The 18,637-nt window shown below is 40.4% G+C and carries 18 protein-coding genes and 3 tRNA genes; 9 read left to right on the top strand and 12 right to left on the bottom strand.

Annotation, left to right across the window (positions count from 1 at the left end):
• Window positions 1–6 precede the first annotated feature (6 nt).
• Window positions 7–1,548, bottom strand: a complete 1,542-nt coding sequence (locus ACTHOQ_RS14755; protein ID WP_440496910.1) for a GNAT family N-acetyltransferase — start codon at window positions 1,546–1,548, stop codon at window positions 7–9.
• A gap of 124 nt (window positions 1,549–1,672) precedes the next feature.
• Between ACTHOQ_RS14755 and ACTHOQ_RS14750 the strand changes: the two genes are divergently transcribed.
• From ACTHOQ_RS14750 to ACTHOQ_RS14740, 3 genes are read left to right on the top strand one after another with little or no spacing between them, the layout of a single operon-like run.
• The gene (locus tag ACTHOQ_RS14750; RefSeq protein WP_440496909.1) at window positions 1,673–2,098 is read left to right on the top strand and encodes a disulfide oxidoreductase; all 426 of its coding nucleotides are present in this window, start codon (window positions 1,673–1,675) and stop codon (window positions 2,096–2,098) included.
• Window position 2,099: 1 nt separating this feature from the next.
• On the top strand, window positions 2,100–2,570 hold the full coding sequence (locus ACTHOQ_RS14745) for a thioredoxin family protein (protein WP_440496908.1): 471 nt from the start codon (window positions 2,100–2,102) through the stop codon (window positions 2,568–2,570).
• Between the two features lie 58 nt (window positions 2,571–2,628).
• Window positions 2,629–3,459, top strand: a complete 831-nt coding sequence (locus tag ACTHOQ_RS14740; RefSeq protein WP_440496907.1) for an RluA family pseudouridine synthase — start codon at window positions 2,629–2,631, stop codon at window positions 3,457–3,459.
• A gap of 651 nt (window positions 3,460–4,110) precedes the next feature.
• Here ACTHOQ_RS14740 and ACTHOQ_RS14735 read toward each other — a convergent pair.
• Window positions 4,111–4,662 carry an acyl dehydratase gene (locus ACTHOQ_RS14735; protein ID WP_440496906.1) on the bottom strand — a complete coding sequence of 184 codons (552 nt, stop codon included), beginning with the start codon at window positions 4,660–4,662 and terminating at the stop codon, window positions 4,111–4,113.
• 28 nt (window positions 4,663–4,690) lie between these two features.
• On the bottom strand, window positions 4,691–5,521 hold the full coding sequence (locus tag ACTHOQ_RS14730; protein WP_440496905.1) for an aldo/keto reductase: 831 nt from the start codon (window positions 5,519–5,521) through the stop codon (window positions 4,691–4,693).
• Window positions 5,522–5,860: 339 nt separating this feature from the next.
• Here ACTHOQ_RS14730 and ACTHOQ_RS14725 point away from each other — a divergent pair, with 339 nt between their 5' ends.
• Window positions 5,861–7,477 carry a long-chain fatty acid--CoA ligase gene (locus ACTHOQ_RS14725; protein ID WP_440496904.1) on the top strand — a complete coding sequence of 539 codons (1,617 nt, stop codon included), beginning with the start codon at window positions 5,861–5,863 and terminating at the stop codon, window positions 7,475–7,477.
• A 56-nt stretch (window positions 7,478–7,533) separates the two neighbouring features.
• Here ACTHOQ_RS14725 and ACTHOQ_RS14720 read toward each other — a convergent pair whose 3' ends face one another.
• Entirely contained in the window at window positions 7,534–7,710 is a 177-nt protein-coding gene (locus ACTHOQ_RS14720; RefSeq protein ID WP_440496903.1) for a multidrug ABC transporter ATPase, read from the bottom strand.
• Between the two features lie 369 nt (window positions 7,711–8,079).
• On the opposite strand from ACTHOQ_RS14720, the gene ACTHOQ_RS14715 reads away from it, so the two are divergent.
• Together ACTHOQ_RS14715 and ACTHOQ_RS14710 are read left to right on the top strand one after the other, a co-directional pair.
• On the top strand, window positions 8,080–8,967 hold the full coding sequence (locus ACTHOQ_RS14715) for a VOC family protein (protein ID WP_440496902.1): 888 nt from the start codon (window positions 8,080–8,082) through the stop codon (window positions 8,965–8,967).
• Window positions 8,968–9,076: 109 nt separating this feature from the next.
• Complete coding sequence (locus ACTHOQ_RS14710; RefSeq protein ID WP_440496901.1) at window positions 9,077–9,844, top strand: sporulation protein; 768 nt, start codon at window positions 9,077–9,079, stop codon at window positions 9,842–9,844.
• A 41-nt stretch (window positions 9,845–9,885) separates the two neighbouring features.
• Here the strand turns inward: ACTHOQ_RS14710 and trmL are convergent, their stop codons facing one another.
• Together trmL and queG are read right to left on the bottom strand one after the other, a co-directional pair.
• Window positions 9,886–10,359 (bottom strand): tRNA (uridine(34)/cytosine(34)/5-carboxymethylaminomethyluridine(34)-2'-O)-methyltransferase TrmL, encoded by a 474-nt coding sequence (trmL, locus tag ACTHOQ_RS14705; RefSeq protein ID WP_440496900.1) that lies wholly within the window; start codon window positions 10,357–10,359, stop codon window positions 9,886–9,888.
• Window positions 10,360–10,379: 20 nt separating this feature from the next.
• Window positions 10,380–11,510 carry a tRNA epoxyqueuosine(34) reductase QueG gene (gene queG / locus ACTHOQ_RS14700; protein WP_440496899.1) on the bottom strand — a complete coding sequence of 377 codons (1,131 nt, stop codon included), beginning with the start codon at window positions 11,508–11,510 and terminating at the stop codon, window positions 10,380–10,382.
• Between the two features lie 89 nt (window positions 11,511–11,599).
• Between queG and ACTHOQ_RS14695 the strand changes: the two genes are divergently transcribed.
• Together ACTHOQ_RS14695 and ACTHOQ_RS14690 are read left to right on the top strand one after the other, a co-directional pair.
• Window positions 11,600–12,289 (top strand): B3/B4 domain-containing protein, encoded by a 690-nt coding sequence (locus tag ACTHOQ_RS14695; protein WP_440496898.1) that lies wholly within the window; start codon window positions 11,600–11,602, stop codon window positions 12,287–12,289.
• An 11-nt stretch (window positions 12,290–12,300) separates the two neighbouring features.
• Entirely contained in the window at window positions 12,301–12,810 is a 510-nt protein-coding gene (locus tag ACTHOQ_RS14690; RefSeq protein ID WP_440496897.1) for a hypothetical protein, read from the top strand.
• 259 nt (window positions 12,811–13,069) lie between these two features.
• Here the strand turns inward: ACTHOQ_RS14690 and ACTHOQ_RS14685 are convergent, their stop codons facing one another.
• The 3 genes from ACTHOQ_RS14685 to ACTHOQ_RS14675 form a co-directional block, all read right to left on the bottom strand.
• On the bottom strand, window positions 13,070–13,981 hold the full coding sequence (locus tag ACTHOQ_RS14685; RefSeq protein WP_440496896.1) for a S66 peptidase family protein: 912 nt from the start codon (window positions 13,979–13,981) through the stop codon (window positions 13,070–13,072).
• Window positions 13,982–14,069: 88 nt separating this feature from the next.
• The gene (gene nagB / locus ACTHOQ_RS14680) at window positions 14,070–14,801 is read right to left on the bottom strand and encodes a glucosamine-6-phosphate deaminase (RefSeq protein ID WP_440496895.1); all 732 of its coding nucleotides are present in this window, start codon (window positions 14,799–14,801) and stop codon (window positions 14,070–14,072) included.
• Between the two features lie 178 nt (window positions 14,802–14,979).
• Window positions 14,980–16,170, bottom strand: a complete 1,191-nt coding sequence (locus ACTHOQ_RS14675; RefSeq protein ID WP_440496894.1) for an MFS transporter — start codon at window positions 16,168–16,170, stop codon at window positions 14,980–14,982.
• A 92-nt stretch (window positions 16,171–16,262) separates the two neighbouring features.
• On the opposite strand from ACTHOQ_RS14675, the gene ACTHOQ_RS14670 reads away from it, so the two are divergent.
• Window positions 16,263–17,927: an ABC transporter substrate-binding protein gene (locus ACTHOQ_RS14670; protein ID WP_440496893.1), complete on the top strand. Its 1,665-nt coding sequence runs from the start codon at window positions 16,263–16,265 to the stop codon at window positions 17,925–17,927.
• A gap of 344 nt (window positions 17,928–18,271) precedes the next feature.
• Here the strand turns inward: ACTHOQ_RS14670 and ACTHOQ_RS14665 are convergent.
• From ACTHOQ_RS14665 to ACTHOQ_RS14655, 3 genes are all read right to left on the bottom strand, one after another.
• Window positions 18,272–18,353, bottom strand: a tRNA-Leu gene (locus ACTHOQ_RS14665).
• 49 nt (window positions 18,354–18,402) lie between these two features.
• A tRNA-Cys gene (locus ACTHOQ_RS14660) sits at window positions 18,403–18,476 on the bottom strand.
• Window positions 18,477–18,481: 5 nt separating this feature from the next.
• A tRNA-Gly gene (locus tag ACTHOQ_RS14655) sits at window positions 18,482–18,556 on the bottom strand.
• Window positions 18,557–18,637: the final 81 nt, after the last annotated feature.

Raw genomic sequence — 18,637 nt, 5'->3', positions numbered from 1 at the left:
CAACATTTATTTTAAATATTCAACCCGATATACATCATGGCGTCTATCCTTTAAATGCTTTACTGTACCGTCTTGGCGCTGGCGACGCAAAATTTCCAAATCCACATCACCAATAAGCACCATTTCCAGGTTAGGGCTCGTTTCGCCGACAATCCCGTCACGTGCAAATTCGAAATCGCTCGGCGCGAAAATTCCGGACTGCGCATATTGAATGTCCATATTTTCCGTTTCGGGCAGGTTCCCGACCGTTCCTGAAATAACGGTATATATTTGATTTTCAATCGCACGTGCTTGGGCACAATAACGCACACGCAAATATCCGTGACGATCTTCTGTACAAAACGGTGTGAAAATAATATTTGCGCCCATATCCGTTGCGATTCGTGCAAGCTCCGGGAACTCGATATCATAGCAAATTTGAATGGCGATTTTCCCGCAATCGGTATCAAACACTTCGACTTTATCGCCGCTGCTGATGCCCCACCATTTTCGCTCATTTGGTGTAATGTGAATTTTATACTGCTTTTCAATCGTCCCATCACGTCTGAATAAATAGGAGATATTGTAGATTTCCTCATCCTCTTCCTCAACGAAATGCGAACCACCGATAATGTTGACATTGTAGCGCACAGCTAGGCTCGTAAACAATTCGATGTACTCAGGCGTATACTTTGTCAATTTACGAATTGATTGCGATGGCGATTTGTCATTTAAAAAACTCATCAGCTGTGTCGTGAATATTTCCGGGAATACGACAAAGTCCGAACCCGCATCAGAACCAACATCGATAAAGTATTCACATTGCTTTGCAAAATCTTCAAAAGAATCTATCGCGCGCATCATATATTGCACAACACAAATACGCACCGGGTAGCTTGTTTTAAAATGGCGCTTCGAAAGCGGACGATAATCGACATTATGCCATTCCATTAATGTCGCATACTTTCCTGAAGCAACATCATCTGTTAAATAATTCGGATTAATCCGCATCAGAATAAAGCCGTTCATCATTTGGAATGTCAGCACAGGGTCATATATTTTATGGCGGCTCACCGCGTCAACATAGTCGCGCGGACTCATTTCATCTGAATGCACGTGGTAATTCGGTATCCGTCCCCCAATTATTATGGACTTTAAATTGAGCGAACGCGCCAAATCTTTCCGCGCCTCATAAAGCCTTTGCCCAACTTTCATGCGGCGAAACTCGGGATGCACCATTACCTCAATTCCATATAAATTATAGCCGTTTGGATCATGATTCGTTATAAATCCATTATCTGTAATATCATTCCATGTGTGGCGGTCATCATATTCATCAAAGTTAATGCGCAGGCTTGAACAAGAGCCGATCACCTTCCCATCAAGCTCCGCGACAATTTGTCCTTCCGGGAAAATTGTCAAATGACTATATAAATGCGCCCGCTCCCAAGGCTCCATTCCCGGAAAGGATATGCGCTGTATTTCCAATATTGCTTCAATATCCTCCGTCGTCATATTTCGTATAATCATCGGTTTTTCAAATTTGGAAATGTCCAATGCATCTGTCATACGAACTCCCCCTTCCTATATAGACTTTCCTTTTACCAGCACTCAATAAACGTAGTAATTTACTTTTTCTCGAATTCAAACTATAATCAATTGAGATTAAATAATCCGATATCGAGGTAAGTATATGTCCAAGAAACTTGAAAATGCCCTACTCATCATTTGGGTCGTATCGTTAACTGCTACTCTCGGCTCCTTGTATTTTTCTGAAATACTCGGCTATGAACCATGTACGCTATGCTGGTATCAGCGCATCATCATGTATCCAATCGTTCTCATTGCCACTGTAGCCTATATCCAAAAGAATGCGAAAATTGCATTAACAACGGCTGTTTTCTCCACGATCGGGGCTGCAACATCTTTATATCATTACAGTCTTCAAAAAATGATTTTTCTGCAAGACGCAGCACCTGCCTGCGGGCGCGTGGCATGCACAGGGCAGTATATTAACTGGCTTGGCTTTATTACGATTCCATTTTTGGCGCTTACTGCTTTCGTCATTATTGCGGCAGTTAGTTTTTATATGCTGAAAGTTTTAAAGGAGGAAAAATAAGATGAAGAAACTAGCGATTGTAGGTGCCGTAATTGTTTTATTATTCGCTGCTATTATTGCACTTACAAATATGAAAAACAGCGAAAAACTAAAAGATAACCCTTATGGTACAAACGACTTAAACCAATCTACAATTGATTTATTAAAAGACGAAAACTATCAAAACATCATTTTGCCAGATGCATTGGCAGAAAAGATTGAATCCGGGGAAGGCGTTGTCGGCTATTTCTTCAGCCCTGAATGTATGCACTGCAAAAGCTACACTCCGAAAATGATGCCAATCGCCGATGAATTAGGTATTCAAGTAAATCAATTGAACGTTTTGGAATTTGGAGATACCGGGGATGCTTATGGCATTACTGCTACTCCAACAATGATTTACTTTGAAAATGGCGAAGAGGTCGCGCGTTTGGAAGGCGCTGCACCAGAAGAAACAACACGTCAATTCTTTAACGATGTTGTGTTAAAATAATATTTATCAATAAAATCGTGTTCTTGAGGAGCACGATTTTTCATTTGGAGGAAAATTGATGTTCACCTATACAATAAACGAAAATGGACAAACCGTAGAAGCATTGTTGCGTGATAAGTGGCGATTAGGCAAAAAACTTGTCCATGAATTGCGCATGGCAAAGGCAGTTACATTAAACGGGGAACCGGTTTTGTGGAAAGAACCATTCGAAAAAGGAACACAAATTGAATTTAAATTTGATATTCCGGCTTCGAATTATATCTCAACGGATAGTTGTGAAATTAAAATCCGCTATGAGGATGAGCATTGCTTAATCGCATCAAAGCCTAAAGGAATGGCGACACATCCGAATGAGGCGACAGACCGCGATACATGCATGAATCATGTGATGCGTCATATAGCGGACAATGGCGGGCATTACGCAGAGCATGTGCACCGTTTGGATCAAGGCACAAACGGCTTATTGCTTGTCGCGAAACACCCGATCGCGAAATCCATTTTTGACAGGATGATTGAAGAAAAGTCCATTATTCGAACATATGCCGCTGAAGTGCAGGGAAATCTGCGGACAGACAGCGGTACGATAAATGCAGCGATCGGCAAAGACCGCCATCATAATACGCGCCGTGTCGTTGCGCCAAATGGCCAGCATGCTGTCACACATTACGAAGTCGTAAACCGCTATAAAGGGACTTGCATTGTTCATGTTGTTTTGGAAACTGGGCGCACACATCAAATTCGCGTGCATATGGCTCATATAGGTCACCCAATTGTCGGGGATACAATGTACGGAGCACGGGAAACAGCATCGGGCGATTATGCCCTGCACGCCATTCAGCTTGCATTCATGCATCCATTTTTAAATAAGCAAATTGTTGTAAAAGACTAGAATAAAAGCACTTAAGCGTCTCCCCAGCTCCGAAGGGTGATAAATACGAAATCCCTATGATATGATGTGACCCAATGACTTACATCGTGTGAGCCGCAAGTATTGGAGGACCCTACGCAAAAGTAAACGTTCCATCACTTTTGCATAGGGCACTGAAAATCTGTCTTCTTTATTAAGGACTTCAAGTGCCCACTCTGATAAATAGTCGGAAAAATTCCCCCTATTTAGAAAATGCAAGAAAAAACGTTCTAAATAAACGGAGAAATTCCGCCTATTAACCTGAAAAGCTTGAATTTAAGGGTTTTTTCTTCGGTTAACCGGAAAATCTCCGCTTATTTACTCCGAAACGAGCCCCGTTGCACAAATAGCCGGAAAAACTCCGCCTATTTCTTCATCATTTAATTAAGAGCCAAAATCTATATCAGTAAATGTGTATGAAAGGGGCTTTTATTAAAAATGAAATTGGATTTTTAATAACCATAGTTTTTCAGCGCCCTTCTTTTGCACGGAGCGATCTCATTGCTCGAGGAGTTGACAGTGTTTGCCTGGATAGGGGCAACACTTTCTTACAAAGCTATCCCCCATGCCAAAATCTAAAATTTCCTTAACAATAAAAAAATGCGTCCGCACTATGTTGCTGGACGCATTCTTTCATTTACTCTTTTCCCGCTCAGTATAGCTTATGTCATTTTCCCTTGCTAAATGATAAATCTGGCTTTTCCCTGTTGAATGAACTTCCTTTTCGTCAATGACAAAACGCTCTCCCGTTTTCGCTGTAAATGTGTAATCCCCTTTATTGCTTCCTACAACATATTCAAAAACAACTTCATCCAATTCGTCCCACCGATATTGCTGCTCATTGAAAAAATGATGTCTTTCAATTTGTTCCTGGCTAATCATCAAATAATTCTGTGTCGACAAATATGCAATTCCAATAGTTGCTACTAATAGCAGCGCACTCGTTGCATACATTATTTTATCGCGCTTATATGCGAGAATCCCCAGCATTACGACTAAAACTAAACAAGCGATTAATACAAGCCGCAAATTCACAGGGTTTGGAATAAACAAAGACGTCACTTCATCATAGGAAAAAAACTCCATATGGAAAATTGGGTGGAACATCATAAGAAACGGTGCGAAGATGACAACCGTCACTGCCGCCATTGAAAAAAATAAACTTAGCGAAAAATTTTTAAACATTGTCTCACTCCCCTAAGTAATCAATCTGTTAAAAATCAAACTTGAAATTATCCGGATTTTGTCCGAAGCGTTCATTGCGATTCAATGCATTAAGTTCCTGCATCGACTCTTTCGTTAATTCAAAATGGTACAGTTCGCTATTTTCTTTAATGCGTGAATTTGTGACTGATTTCGGAATTGCGATGACATCATTTTGCAAATGCCAGCGTAAAATGATTTGTGCCGGCGATACTTTATACTCGTTGGCGATACGGGTAATGACATCATCATTTAAAACATTTCCCCGTCCAAGCGGCGACCATGCCGTTACTGCAATTTGCTGCTCTGCACAGAACGCACGCAAAGGCTCTTGACTTAAATAAGGATGCACTTCCACCTGATTTACCATCGGGGCGATATTACAATTCTTCAATAGTCCTTTTAAATGATGCTCATGATGATTTGATACGCCAGGCACACGAATCAGCTTTTCCTCGTACAAGCGTTCAATTGCACGATACGTATCGGCGTATTTCCCTTCAACCGGCCAATGGGTTAAATACAGGTCCACATAATCCATCCCCAGTTTTTTTAAGGATGTTTCAAAAGCGCGTAATGTGCTGTCATAGCCTTGGTCGCTGTTCCATACTTTTGTCGTCACGAAAATGTCTTCACGTCGTACAGAAGAATGGCGAATCGCTTCCCCTACCTCTTCCTCATTATAATAGAGTGAAGCTGTGTCAACCGCGCGATAGCCCACCTCAAGGGCAGTCGTTATTGCTTGAAGTGTTTCGTCACGGTCAGTCATTTTATAAACGCCCAACCCTAATAAAGGCATATCCACTCCATTTGCCAATGTTTTTTTCGATTGCAGATTCATCTTCATCACCTCGGTTATATATTATTTTTATTATAGCATTTGGGGCTGTATTAAAAGCCAGATTATTTACAGCCATGCTCCATATAACAGCAATTCCCCTCAAGCGATCACAAAAAAAACGCCGCACTTCTCGCCGCAAAAAAAATTGTTTCGGTAAGGCTTATGGAATAATCCAATTGTTATTATTTGTTATACGTATAGTGTAGCTGTTTTGTTTCAAAAATAAGGAAATAAAAGTAGATAGTTTATTTATTGTTTAGTATAATTCTATTTACAGAAAATTCTTTCAACATCAAGAGAAAACGTTAATATTACATTTTCGTTTAGGAGCTGAAAACTATGATGGACACACAATTAGTTTTGAATGGATTTTTAAAGCGCGCACAAAGGTATTTCCCGAACAAACAAATTATCTCGCGTACAAGCCCCACTATGACACATCGTATTTCATTCAAGGATTATGCAAAAAGAACGCACCGTTTAGCTGATGCGCTAACAAAACTTGGTATGACGCGCGGTACGAAAGTCGGCACGTTCGCATGGAATCATCACCGCCATCTTGAAGCTTACTTTGCGATTCCGTGCAGTGGCGCAATTTTGCATACGATCAACATCCGGTTAGCCCCCGAGCATATTATTTATATTATTAATCATGCACAAGATGAAATACTATTGATCGATGGTGACCTATTCCCTCTCGTAGAACCCGCACTTGGCCATTTAAAAACAGTGAAACATATTATCGTTATGAGCGATGATCCAGTCGCTCCGCAATCAAGCTTCCCCAATGTGCACAGCTATGAACAGCTGCTTCAGGAAGCCGATGAAAATTTCGAGTTTCCCGCAGATTTGGATGAAAATATGCAGGCAGGGATGTGCTATACATCTGCCACAACCGGCATGCCAAAAGGTGTCATTTATACACATCGGAGCATCGTTTTGCATAGCTTGGCGCTTGGTTTGGCGGAGTCATTTGGCATAAAGGAAAGCGATACTGCATTGCCGGTTGTGCCGATGTTCCATGTAAATGCCTGGGGCTTCCCATTCGCCGCACTTAACTTTGGCGCAAATATCGTATTGCCGGGTCCGATGATGACACCAAGTCTCATATTGGATTTAATGGAACAGGAGAAAGTAACAATTACAGCGGGTGTTCCAACGATTTGGCTTGGTGCCCTTGCAGAGCAGGAAAAGCAGCCGCGTGATCTATCTTCCACTCGCTTAATTATTTCCGGTGGATCTGCTTCTCCAAAAGGGTTAATACAGGCATACAACGAAAAGCTTGGCGTACCATATGTAAATGCCTATGGAATGACCGAAACATCGCCACTTGTAAGTATGTCGCACCCTACAACAGAGATGAGCAGTTATACCGATGAGGAACTTTTAAATATTCGAGTTACACAAGGGCTAACAGTTTCCCTGATTGAGACTGAAGTTGTAAACGAGAAAGGTCATGTACCTTGGGATGGCGAAACAATGGGCGAATTACGGGTTCGTGGACCATGGATTGCATCTGAATACTATAATGATGAACGGACAAACGAAGCATTCCGTGATGGATGGCTTTATACAGGCGATATAGCCGTTTTGACAAAGGAAGGCTATATTAAAATTACCGACCGTACGAAAGATCTCATTAAATCGGGCGGTGAATGGATTTCATCCGTTGATTTGGAAAATGCATTAATGTCACATCCGGCAGTGTTCGAAGCGGCGGTAATCGCAGTGCCGCACCCAAAATGGCAGGAACGTCCATTAGCCTGTGTCGTTCTAAAACAAGATGCAGCTGCGTCAAAAGAAGAGCTTATTCATTCGATTGAAAATGACTTTGCAAAATGGTGGCTCCCTGACGATGTCGTATTTTTGAATGAAATCCCAAAAACTTCGGTCGGTAAATTTTTAAAAGCAAAACTGCGCGAAGAATTGAAAGATTACGAAGTTCAATCAAGCTAGAGACAAAAGGTGTGCGCGAAATTTTTATTCCGTGCACACCTTTTATTTTCCTTCTCTTATTTTTCCCCTTCTTGCTTCACTTCCTCTTCCTCATCAAATTGCTGCGGATCCGCAATTCGATTGGTCTCCTCCAATTGTTGCTCATCTCGCAGGTTTTCCATTTGCTTTCCGAGTATTTTTAGTTCATCCATGGAATTTGCCATATTTCCGTTTACAATTTCTTCTCTTTTCATGTTAAATCCCTCCATATTTCCATATTATTTTTTTCCAATTTTGAACGATTTCTGACATAAAATAAAGTATTCATCAACATTATTTATGCTATACTAAAAAAAGAGATAATTAAAAACATGAGGAGGATACTTCCATGAAATTAATTTTAATTCTTGGTGTTTGCATCGCTTTTCTAACAGCAATTTTCACTGCTGGCTATGATGGCAAACCATTCTCAAAAGAAAACTAATTTAATTAGCTTTTCATTGAAAGACAGTCGCAGTTTTTGCGATTGTCTTTTTAATTTGACTTTTTATCTTATATAAACTATATTGGTTACATAAAGTAAGTTGATTATAAAAAATAACCATAAAGGGAGTTCATATACGATGGCAACACATTTTCATAAAAAACCTAATTTATATCCAGCTCATGTACAACTAAAAGTTTCGGACTTGGCACGTTCAATCGAATACTACACAACAATTATAGGCTTTAAAGTATTGCAGCGGACAGGTTCGGAAGCATATTTAACAGCAGATGGGCAAACAATTTTAGTATCTTTAATCGAAATACAGAATGCCCAGCCCCTGCAACGTGGATTTGCAGGTTTATACCACTTAGCATTACTATTACCCTCTCGTAAGGACTTAGGAAACATTGTTCAGCATTTTGTCAATTTAAATATACGTCTCGGCGCTGCGGATCATGATGTTTCGGAAGCGCTTTACTTAAATGATCCAGATGGCAATGGCATTGAAATTTACATCGACCGTGACGAATCAGAATGGACATGGTTTGATGACGGTCAAGTGAATATGGTGACAGAGCAACTTAATTTCCAGCCGATTTTGACTGCAGCCGATGGAAATTGGACTGGTTTGCCTGCTGAAACTGTCATGGGCCATGTACACTTATCTGTAGCAAATCTAGACAAATCAGAGCAATTTTATACTAATGTATTGGACTATAATGTTGTGACACGATATGGTACACAAGCGCTCTTTGTCTCTACAGGCAAATACCACCATCATTTCGGTTTAAATACTTGGAATAGCAATAACGGCCAAGCTCCAGAGGAAAATATGGTCGGCTTAAAATCAGTTACCATCGTTCTAAAAGACGAACACTACGCTGAAGAAGTGAAACAAAGCTTAAATGCAAATGGCTTCATCGTTGAAAACTTTGCTGAAGCACCAGCATACGGCGGTGCACAGCTATTCTCAACAGTAGATCCAAACGGTTTACGCATCTTATTTACATTAGATGGTGAATAAAATAAATGCCCCTCTTAAGTAAGAGCCCGGAAACTTTTCGGGCTCTTTTTGAAACTTTCTTTTCCGTCCCGCGTATAAATAATTAATTAACTTTAACGGAGGAATTCATTTGTCACTATTTAATAAAGTTTTAGCGACTGTCGGTATCGGTGCTGCAAAGGTCGATACAAAATTGCACAAGTCAACATATATTTTGAATGAAAATATTACAGGGGTTGTCGAAATTACCGGTGGCAGCACAGAACAGCAAATTGATGCAATCTATCTGTCGCTTCATACAAACTTTATCCGCGAAATTGATGATAAAAAGATTAATGATCAAGCAATGCTGCACGAATACAAATTAAATGAGCCATTCATGATTCAAGCAAACGAAAAACGTCAAGTTCCATTTTCCTTCGCATTGCCTTCTGTTGTTCCAGTAACAACTGGCAACTCGCGTGTATGGATTCAAACAGGCTTGGATATTAAAAATGCAGTGGACCCTAAAGATAAAGACTTTATCGAGATTCAGCCGACACGTTTAGCCAGCAGCGTATTGACAGCGATTCAAAATCTGGGCTTCCGTTTGCGTAAAGTGGACAATGAGCAGGCACCTTCCTATTTGCGCCGTCGCATACCGATTGTCCAAGAATTCGAATTTAAACCGACAAGCAGCACATATCGCCGGCATCTAGATGAGCTTGAAGTCGTCTTTTTAGACCAATCATCAAACTCCATCGAAATTTTATTGCAAGTCGATCGTCGTGCACGCGGACTTGGCGGATTTTTATCAGAAGCATTCGATATGGATGAAAGCTTCATTCGCATTACACTATTCGAAAACGATAATATTTCAGCAAAACTCGCCCAAGCAATCGAGGCGAAAATGAAGTAAAAAAATAGGGCAAGAAGCAGGATGTATGCTTCTCGCCCTATTTATTTTAAGCCGGGATAATTTTGCTGGCGCAGTGCTTCATAAATGACAATTGCCGCTGTGTTTGATAAATTGAGGGAACGAATATGGTCACTTTGAGGGATACGCAGGCACATATTCGCCCGTTCCTTTGCAAAGTCTTTCGGCAAGCCGGTCGTTTCCCGGCCGAACATGAAGTATATATCACGCGATATATCGCTAAAATCATGTGTCGTAAAAGGTTCGTCGCTATATGTCTCGATTAAATAAACGTCGCCATCTTTACTGTACTCTATAAAACTTTCCAAAGAATCATGATAAATAACATTAACATGCTCCCAATAATCCAATCCTGCACGCTTCAGCATTTTGTCATCCGTTGAAAAGCCCAGCGGACGAATCAAATGCAATGATGTATTCGTACCAGCGCAAGTACGGGCAATATTCCCTGTATTCGCTGGAATCTCGGGTTGATATAAAACAATATGGTTTGGCACTTAATAATCCTTCTCTCTTATTAATTTAACAATGCTAGCCCTTTTTCTATTTCCGCCAGCACTTCTGTATCCTGCTCTATTTTTTTTGCCGCCAATAAAATCCCCTTGGCTTCATCTGTCCCGATTTTCCCGATTGCCCATGCAGCCGTTCCTCTTAGCACTGGACGCTCATCTTTTTGCAGCACCTGCACTAAATCAGGCATTGCCGCATCTTCCTTAAAATGGGCCAACGCTAAAATGGCATTGCGCTGAATCGGTTTTTTCCCGCGCCAAGAACCTGATACATGACCGAATTTTCCTTTAAACTCTTTATTGGATATTGATAAAAGCGGCTGAAGCAAAGGCTTGGCGATTTCTGGATCCGGCTTAAATTCTTCATGAATCCAATTTAATTTTCCTTTGTTTTTCGGACAAACTGTTTGGCATGTATCACAGCCATACAAACGATTTCCGATTTTTGCACGAAACTCGTCTGGCAAAAAGCCTTTTGTTTGCGTTAAAAATGCGATGCACCGTTGTGAATTTAATTGTCCAGGGGCAACAATTGCACCTGTAGGACATACGTCGATACATAAGTTGCAATCCCCGCATTCATCTTCCATCGGTGTATCCGGGGCAAATGGAATATTCGTCATTATCTCGCCTAAATATACGTACGAACCGAATTCGGGTGTAATAATGGAGCAGTTCTTCCCGCTCCAGCCGATTCCGGCGCGTTCTGCAACAGCACGGTCCACAAGCTCTCCTGTATCGACCATTGATTTCATCTTCACATTCGGCACGCGTTGCTGCAGCCATGCCTCAATAAGCTGTAGACGTTCACGAACCGCCGCATGATAATCAATCCCCCAGGAAGCGCGGCAGAAAATCCCCCTGCGCTCCCCTTTTTTCCCTTGTGGCGCGTCCTGCATTCGGGAAGGATACGCAAGTGCGATCGCAATGATACTCTCTGCATTGTCCAATAATTTTAACGGCTCTGTACGCAGCTCGATATCCGATTCTTCAAAGCCTGACTGATAGCCTAATTGCTGCTGACGACGTAGACGGTTTTTCAGTTCATGAAACGGAGCAGCGGTCGTAAATCCGATTTTATCAACACCAATGGATGCAGCATATTTAATTAAATCTTCCTGAAGTTGATGTACTTCCATTTCACATACTCCTTTCCAATGATACAATGAACATAAATCATTGTTTCTATATAAACTTTTCTCTTAAAAATACTTAGTAGGTGATCTGTGTGAACATTTCGATTGATGATGCAATTTTTTCAGTAAATGAACAATTTAAAATTGGCCTTATCCATTATAGCAAAATTACTGTAGATGAATCTCCTCAAATGATTAAAGGACGTATACAACTTTATCAGGAAAATTTATTTCTGGAATTGCAGGAGGTGCCTGTCACGGAGCGTGCTGGCATTAAAGAATGGAGACAGCTTTGGAAGGCTTTCGGTGCTGACCCGAACCGCTATCGTCATTCTGCAGAAAGCTTAATGCGGAGAATTGCAAAACAGCAATATTTAACACCGTTCCATACAGCCGTCGATTTAAATAATTTCTTTTCATTGCAATACGAAATTCCAATCGGCATTTACGATTTGGATAATATCCGGAAAAGTATCGAAATTCATATCGGCAATGCATCGACAGGCTATGAAGGTCTAAATGGTCGCTATAATTCTTTGGAGAATATTGTCCATTCGAAAGATGCATCCAGTCCATTCGGCAGCCCTTTTGTTGATTCGAAGCGGACTGCGGTAACAGAAGAGACGTCAAATGCATTGCAGATCTTTTATTTACGTCCATCTATGGACAGTAAAGAAGCACTCGAATTATTAAGTAGCGCCGGTAAAATGTTTACGCAAATAAGCGGCGGCGAATATGAAGTGCATCTTCTTACAGCGGCGAATAAATCAATCCATTTTTAGGAGGAGTCATTTTGAGCATCAATTTAGCGGAAGCCGTAAAACTTAAAAGCATTATTACAAAAAAGATCCAGGAACGTACATCGAATATCCATTCGCTCACACATGCCATTGTCGAAAAAGGAGAGCAACCGAAAAAATCCGATTATACACTCGAAATGCTTGAAGCGGAGTTAAAACAATTACGCTACGACTCCCGCAAGCTCGATGCATTCATTTATAGGGCAAATATCGAAAATACAATACTTTTTAAAGATGAGGAAATGCCGATTGTTGAAGCAATCGAGCTGGCCAGCCAGCTACGTGCGGAAGCCTCATTTTGCAAAAGCTTGGGCACAGAGGAAAAAGAGGCATTCTTTCACAATTCCGGTGAGACAATGCTCTACCGTGTCGCTTTGTATGATCCGATGACATACCGTAATCGCGCGAATGAAATTGAAAAGGAAGCACACCGACTCTCCAATTTAATTAACGCGAAAAACTATCAAGTACAAATCGAATTCGATGACAGCAATTACTTCTGAACCCTAGGGCGGTGAGACTCCAAACTAGGTAATAACGAGCGATTTTGCATAGGCAGACAACTACACAAAACTACTGACCTTTTACTCGTTACAATGTTACCTTTAACTAATGACCAACTATTGTAAAAGCTGACAACTACAGTAATTTCAGGATTTTCGTTCGCTCGTTATTAAAAGGCACCCGCTCACATTATGTGAAAAGGTGCCTTTGTTTTTATATTACTTACCTATCGGCCTTGTATAGTGATTTAATTAACGTTTATTCCACACCCGGCAAAATTCTCAGTGTTTTTTCGTCGGCGTCCAAAATGACATCCACACCTAACGGAATTGCGATATTCGGCTCACAATGGCCGATTTTAAAGCCTGCCAAAACAGGTTTGTTTAATGGCTTTAAATAACCTTCTATAACATTCAATACATCGTCATAGCAATATTTGTCATCCGGCATATTAAAATCGCCAATGGCAAAGCCTGCAGCCAATTCAAGCTTTCTCGATAGACGCAGTTGATTTAGCATTAAATCGATTTGCTCAATCGATTCTCCTATATCTTCCAGCAAGACGATTTTATCGCGTACATCGATTTCAAATTTTGTCCCAAGTGTACTGACAATCCGGTTCAAATTGCCGCCTGTCAGCTCGCCGCGCACCATACCCGGCACGATTGTGCGCAGCGGGGAGATTTCTTCTGTATATTGTATTTCAATCGGCTGGAATAATTGCTGGAACATTTTTTTCGATAATGCATCCAGTTCGCCGCTTGGGCTTGATAGCATTGGACCATGGAATGTAACGATATTTGAAAACTCATTCACTTGTATATGTAGTGCTGTCACATCGGAAAAGCCCCATATAATTTTTGGAGTGTCCTCAATTAAAGGATAGCTGATTTTATCGATAATTCTTGTAATGCCGTATCCTCCCTTTACTAAAAAGACGGCCTTAATTTCTGGGTCGCGGATCATCTGATGAAAATCATCTAAACGTTCTTCATCTGTGCCTGCCAAATAACCGTCATATGCTTGAATTGTAGCGCCAAGCTTATATTTTAATCCAAGCTCATTCAATATCGCTAATTTATCGCCCAACATATCCATGTTGAGCGGGCTGCTTAAATTAACAAGCCCAACGGTATCGCCATGCTGTAATCTTGCTGGTCGAATTTTCATAATAATGACCTCCTTCACTTCTGTCGTTATTGTATCATAGCACCCTAAAGAAAACGAAAAGGAGTGCAGCCATTTGCACCCCTTCCATTTATTTAACGCCAGTATAGATTACCGTTACATCCGGATGATTGTGTAATGCGCTTGCAGGGAAATCCTCTGTTATGATACCGCTTCGCAAACGATTAAATGCTTCCTGCTTTGATTCCCCTGATATTAACAGGACGACCTTTTTCGAATTCATAATTGTGTTGATCCCCATTGTAATGGCATGTGTAGGTACATCATCAATTGAATCGAAATATACTTTATTCGCTTCACGTGTAGATTGTGTAAGTTCCACTACATTTGTCCCCAACGTAAATGGCGTCCCAGGTTCATTGAAGCCGATATGTCCATTTACACCGATGCCCAAAAGCTGGATATCAATATTCCCTGCTGCTTCAATTTCCGCATCGTACTCTTTCGCAGCTTTTTCCAAATTCGCAGTATCGCCTGCTGGTACGTGAATATTTTCGCGATTCATATCAATATGGTTGAATAAGTTATGATCCATATAATAATGATAGCTTGCTTCGTTTGAAGGGTTGATGCCGATATATTCATCCAAATTGAAAGATTTTGCATGCGCAAAAGAAATCTCCCCAGCTTTATAAGCCGTTACCAGCTCTTTATAAAAGCCTTCAGGTGTACCTCCTGTTGCCATCCCAAATACAGTCGCATGATCCTTCTTTAACTGTTCTTTAAAAATATCCGCCGCATTTTTACACATTTCTTCATAGCTTTTCGCTTCAATCCATTTTAAATTTGCTAAAACATTCATTCTTTTCCCTACTTTCCATGTAAAATACATGACCTATATGATTTAAATAAAACTTTTCCGATTTAAATTAGCTGCACCACTCTATTAATTTTATAGCAATTTTTTTCGATGCGCCATAAAAACCAATGCAGATTTTCTTTGTAAAACGTATAATTTAACTTTATTTATTCACAAATCTTTATTTTACAAGCTGAAACTTGAATTTCAATAACAAAACGACATTAAATAAGACAATTATAGCACTTATTGGAAAAATTGGCGCTACAGCCAAATATTCTGCCCAAATCCCGCCAATAAATAATCCAACCGGCAATGCAAGTTTCATAATCATCGAGGATGTCCCAGCAACACGACCTAATAAATGATTCGGTGTCGTTTCCTGGCGCAAAGCTAAATAAACTATATTTGTCATTGTCGAAATTGCTGTGCGAACTGCCAGTAATAGCCCTAGCATAACCCAACTTGAAGCAAAATAAAAAAGAATAAGCACAACGACTTCAACAATCATGCTATATGTATAGATTTTCCCGCGTGTATAATGGACTCGCAATGGCCCAATGATTTTTGCACCGACGAGCCCGCCCGCTGCCGATATTGTGAACATCAAACCTAACTGTTCTTTCGTAAAATGCAGCTGGTCCAGCGCATAAAATGTAAGCACCCCTATAATTAGGCTTGAAGCGAAATTTGAAAAGAAAATCGTCCATGTTTGCAGAAGCAATGAATGATTCCCAAACAACGCGACAATCCCCTCTTTTAACTCTGTTATGATTGAATTTTGCTGAGGTCGGCTAGGTGTCGGTACTTTTTCAATAAATACCGAAAGAAGCGTTGATAATATTAATATAATGACATAGCCCCATAAAAATAAATCATTGGAAATCCATAATAGCAGCATGCCTAGTAACCCAGGACCAATGATCGCGACAATCGTCGACACAAGCGCGAACTTAGCCTGGATATCCGTCATAAGCGATTTATCAAAAAACTGCGGCATAATGGCATTGCTTGCGCTTCCTATCATATATCCCGCCGAGGACATAACAAACCCCAGTATATATAGATGCCACAGTGTAAACTCAGTCATCGTCAATATACAAACAAAAATAATAGCAACAAGCGTTCTAAACAACGTTCCATATACAATGACCGTTCTTCTGTTCAGCCGATCGACAAATACCCCGATCAGCATACCGAGCAATACGTTCGGCAAAAAATCCATGATTCTCATCGTGCTCATCGCCAATGCTGACTTCGTATACTCATATAATACAATTGGCAATATAAACGAAAAAACCGTCATTGAAATATTATTTAAAAGATTGAGCATGTAAAGCTTTTGAAATGTCCGATTTTCATATAAATTCATGTTCCTCACTCCCTCTTTCAAGTGTAAAATAATAAAAGGAGAACAAAAAGTGAAGCATCGTAAAATTCGCTTCACCTTTTAGGGGGATGATTATGTTATACGAATTAACATTATATAAACACTTCGAACAAAACAGCAAAACTAAAACAACAATTGAGGAACTTGCGACAATTTGGCAATGTTCAACCCGCCATGCTAAAAATCAAATTCAATTGTTGGATAAGTGTGGCGTCGTCCATTGGGAAACATTAAGGGGTCGCGGTAAAAAACCGTCCATTACACTTTTGCGCAATAAAATCGATGTGCTCGTTGATGTAATGCAAAAACTTTGGGCCAAAGGGAAATACGAAGAAACGATGCGCCTTGCCGAACAGTTGTCATTATTGACACACCCTCAAATCCGGCAATGGCTAAATGTTCGATTCGGTTTGCAAGTGGAGCATAATCTTCATATTTTTAAACAGCCGATGTATTTTGTCGAGCTTTGTTTAGATCCTTTACGTGCGCTTTCCCGCCATGATATGCACATCATCGAACAAATACACGAATCATTATTTATAATCGGAGAAGATGGTCAACCGAAAGAAAACCTTGTTTTTCATTCATCGACAAAAGACTTTCAGCATTGGCAATTTATTTTGCGCAAAGGGATATTGTTCCATAATTTACAGGAAGTCACGGCTGCAGATGTAGTCGTCTCATTACGAAAAGCAGCTCCATTTTACAAACTGTCTTTCGAATTTGAAAAACTGGCCGAAATCGATCGCTATGAAATTCACGTAACACTAAATAAGCCGTTTACATTACTTCCCCATTTCTTGGCGAGCGCAAGATTTGCTATTATGCCCCTAGATCGGAAAGAAAATATCGGCTGTGGCCCTTTTTCTTTATTGGAGCATAATGATGAACGGATGAAACTTCAAACTTTTCCACAATATTTTAAAGCGCGCCCTTGGATTGATTTAGTCGAGATCGTCTATACAGATCACTTCCAAAATGAATGGATCCGCTATGAACCTTTTCCAGCGCACATCCCGAGCCTTAAAATCATCAATCAGGAAATAGGGGCTGAATATGTCGCTTTAAATAGCCATAGCCCTGTATTGGCCGATGAACGGACACGGGCTGCGATTTGGCATGCAATCACGCCAGAGCAATTTATAGAAGAGCATTCAAATGAAATCGTCGCATATAGTTGGCTGCTCAATGGTGAACAATTAATATTCAAACAAGCCGAACCAATTCCAATTAGTATTCCACCGCTCGTCATCGGATACCAACAAATCCGAAAAGGAGTCAACCATGAACGCGAAGCACTCATATTGCAAAGGCAACTGTCGGAAGCCGGTATTCAAGCCTCATTGAAGTGCATTAATTTTAATGAGCCACATAATAAGTTAAACGAAGAGATCGATTTATTTGTTGGGGGAATTGCGCTAGGGAAAAATATACTTCTCTCACTGTTAAGCATTTATTTATCCGAACCTAGTATATTGCTTAGCTTCTTATCGACCGATGATAAAAAAGCTGTTTTGCAAAAATTACAATCTCTTTCGGAGCAATATGTGAAACTTGATGCTTTTAAAGAAATCGAAATTTATATGCAGTCAACATATAATTTAAAGTTTTTAAGCCATCGTCAACATAATTTTTATATTCGGGAGGGCACGCCTTATAAACACGTCCAGTTTGATCATAACGGCCGTCTTGATTATCGGAGTATGTATTTGTTGAATGAGAATATAGAGGTGAATTAAATATGTTTGAACTGCTACTAAAGAAATCTCGCATCCTTTTAGCTTAATCGGTGTGAGGTTTAAGTATGGCAGCACTTCGTATATTGACCCATGAAGATATTGAGCCCCTATACGCATTTCATAAAAGAATTGCGCAAAGAGGATGAAAGAAACACAATCGGTATATTTCATAGGTTGGCCCAATATAAAATTGCGTTTTTTAAGCAAAATTTCCATGCACACAATTTTCGAATTGAATCTTTCCAAAAAACTCCCCCAAAAATAAAAAAGCTTGAAACCGTTGATTTAAAAAGGTTTCAAGCTTTCTTTCCAAGCTCTAAACTTGTCTAGTTAGAGCCTAACGATACCGGTAACCAGGGTCGAACTGGTACTCCCGAAGGAACCGGATTTTGAGTCCGGCGCGTCTGCCAATTCCGCCATACCGGCATAACAAAAGGGATAAAAAAAACCGGATTTACCGATTTACTATAATATATGGAGGCGGCAACCGGATTTGAACCGGTGGTAAAGGTGTTGCAGACCTGTGCCTTACCACTTGGCTATGCCGCCATATTTGGAGCGGAAGACGAGGTTCGAACTCGCGACCCCCACCTTGGCAAGGTGGTGTTCTACCACTGAACTACTTCCGCATATAAAAATGGCTGGGGTACTAGGATTCGAACCTAGGCATGACGGAATCAAAATCCGTTGCCTTACCGCTTGGCTATACC

Source organism: Solibacillus silvestris (genome assembly GCF_051967575.1).
Lineage (GTDB): Bacteria > Bacillota > Bacilli > Bacillales_A > Planococcaceae > Solibacillus > Solibacillus silvestris_B.
The sequence above is the reverse complement of the archived record's forward strand: the minus strand, read 5'-3'. Positions and strand labels throughout refer to the sequence as shown.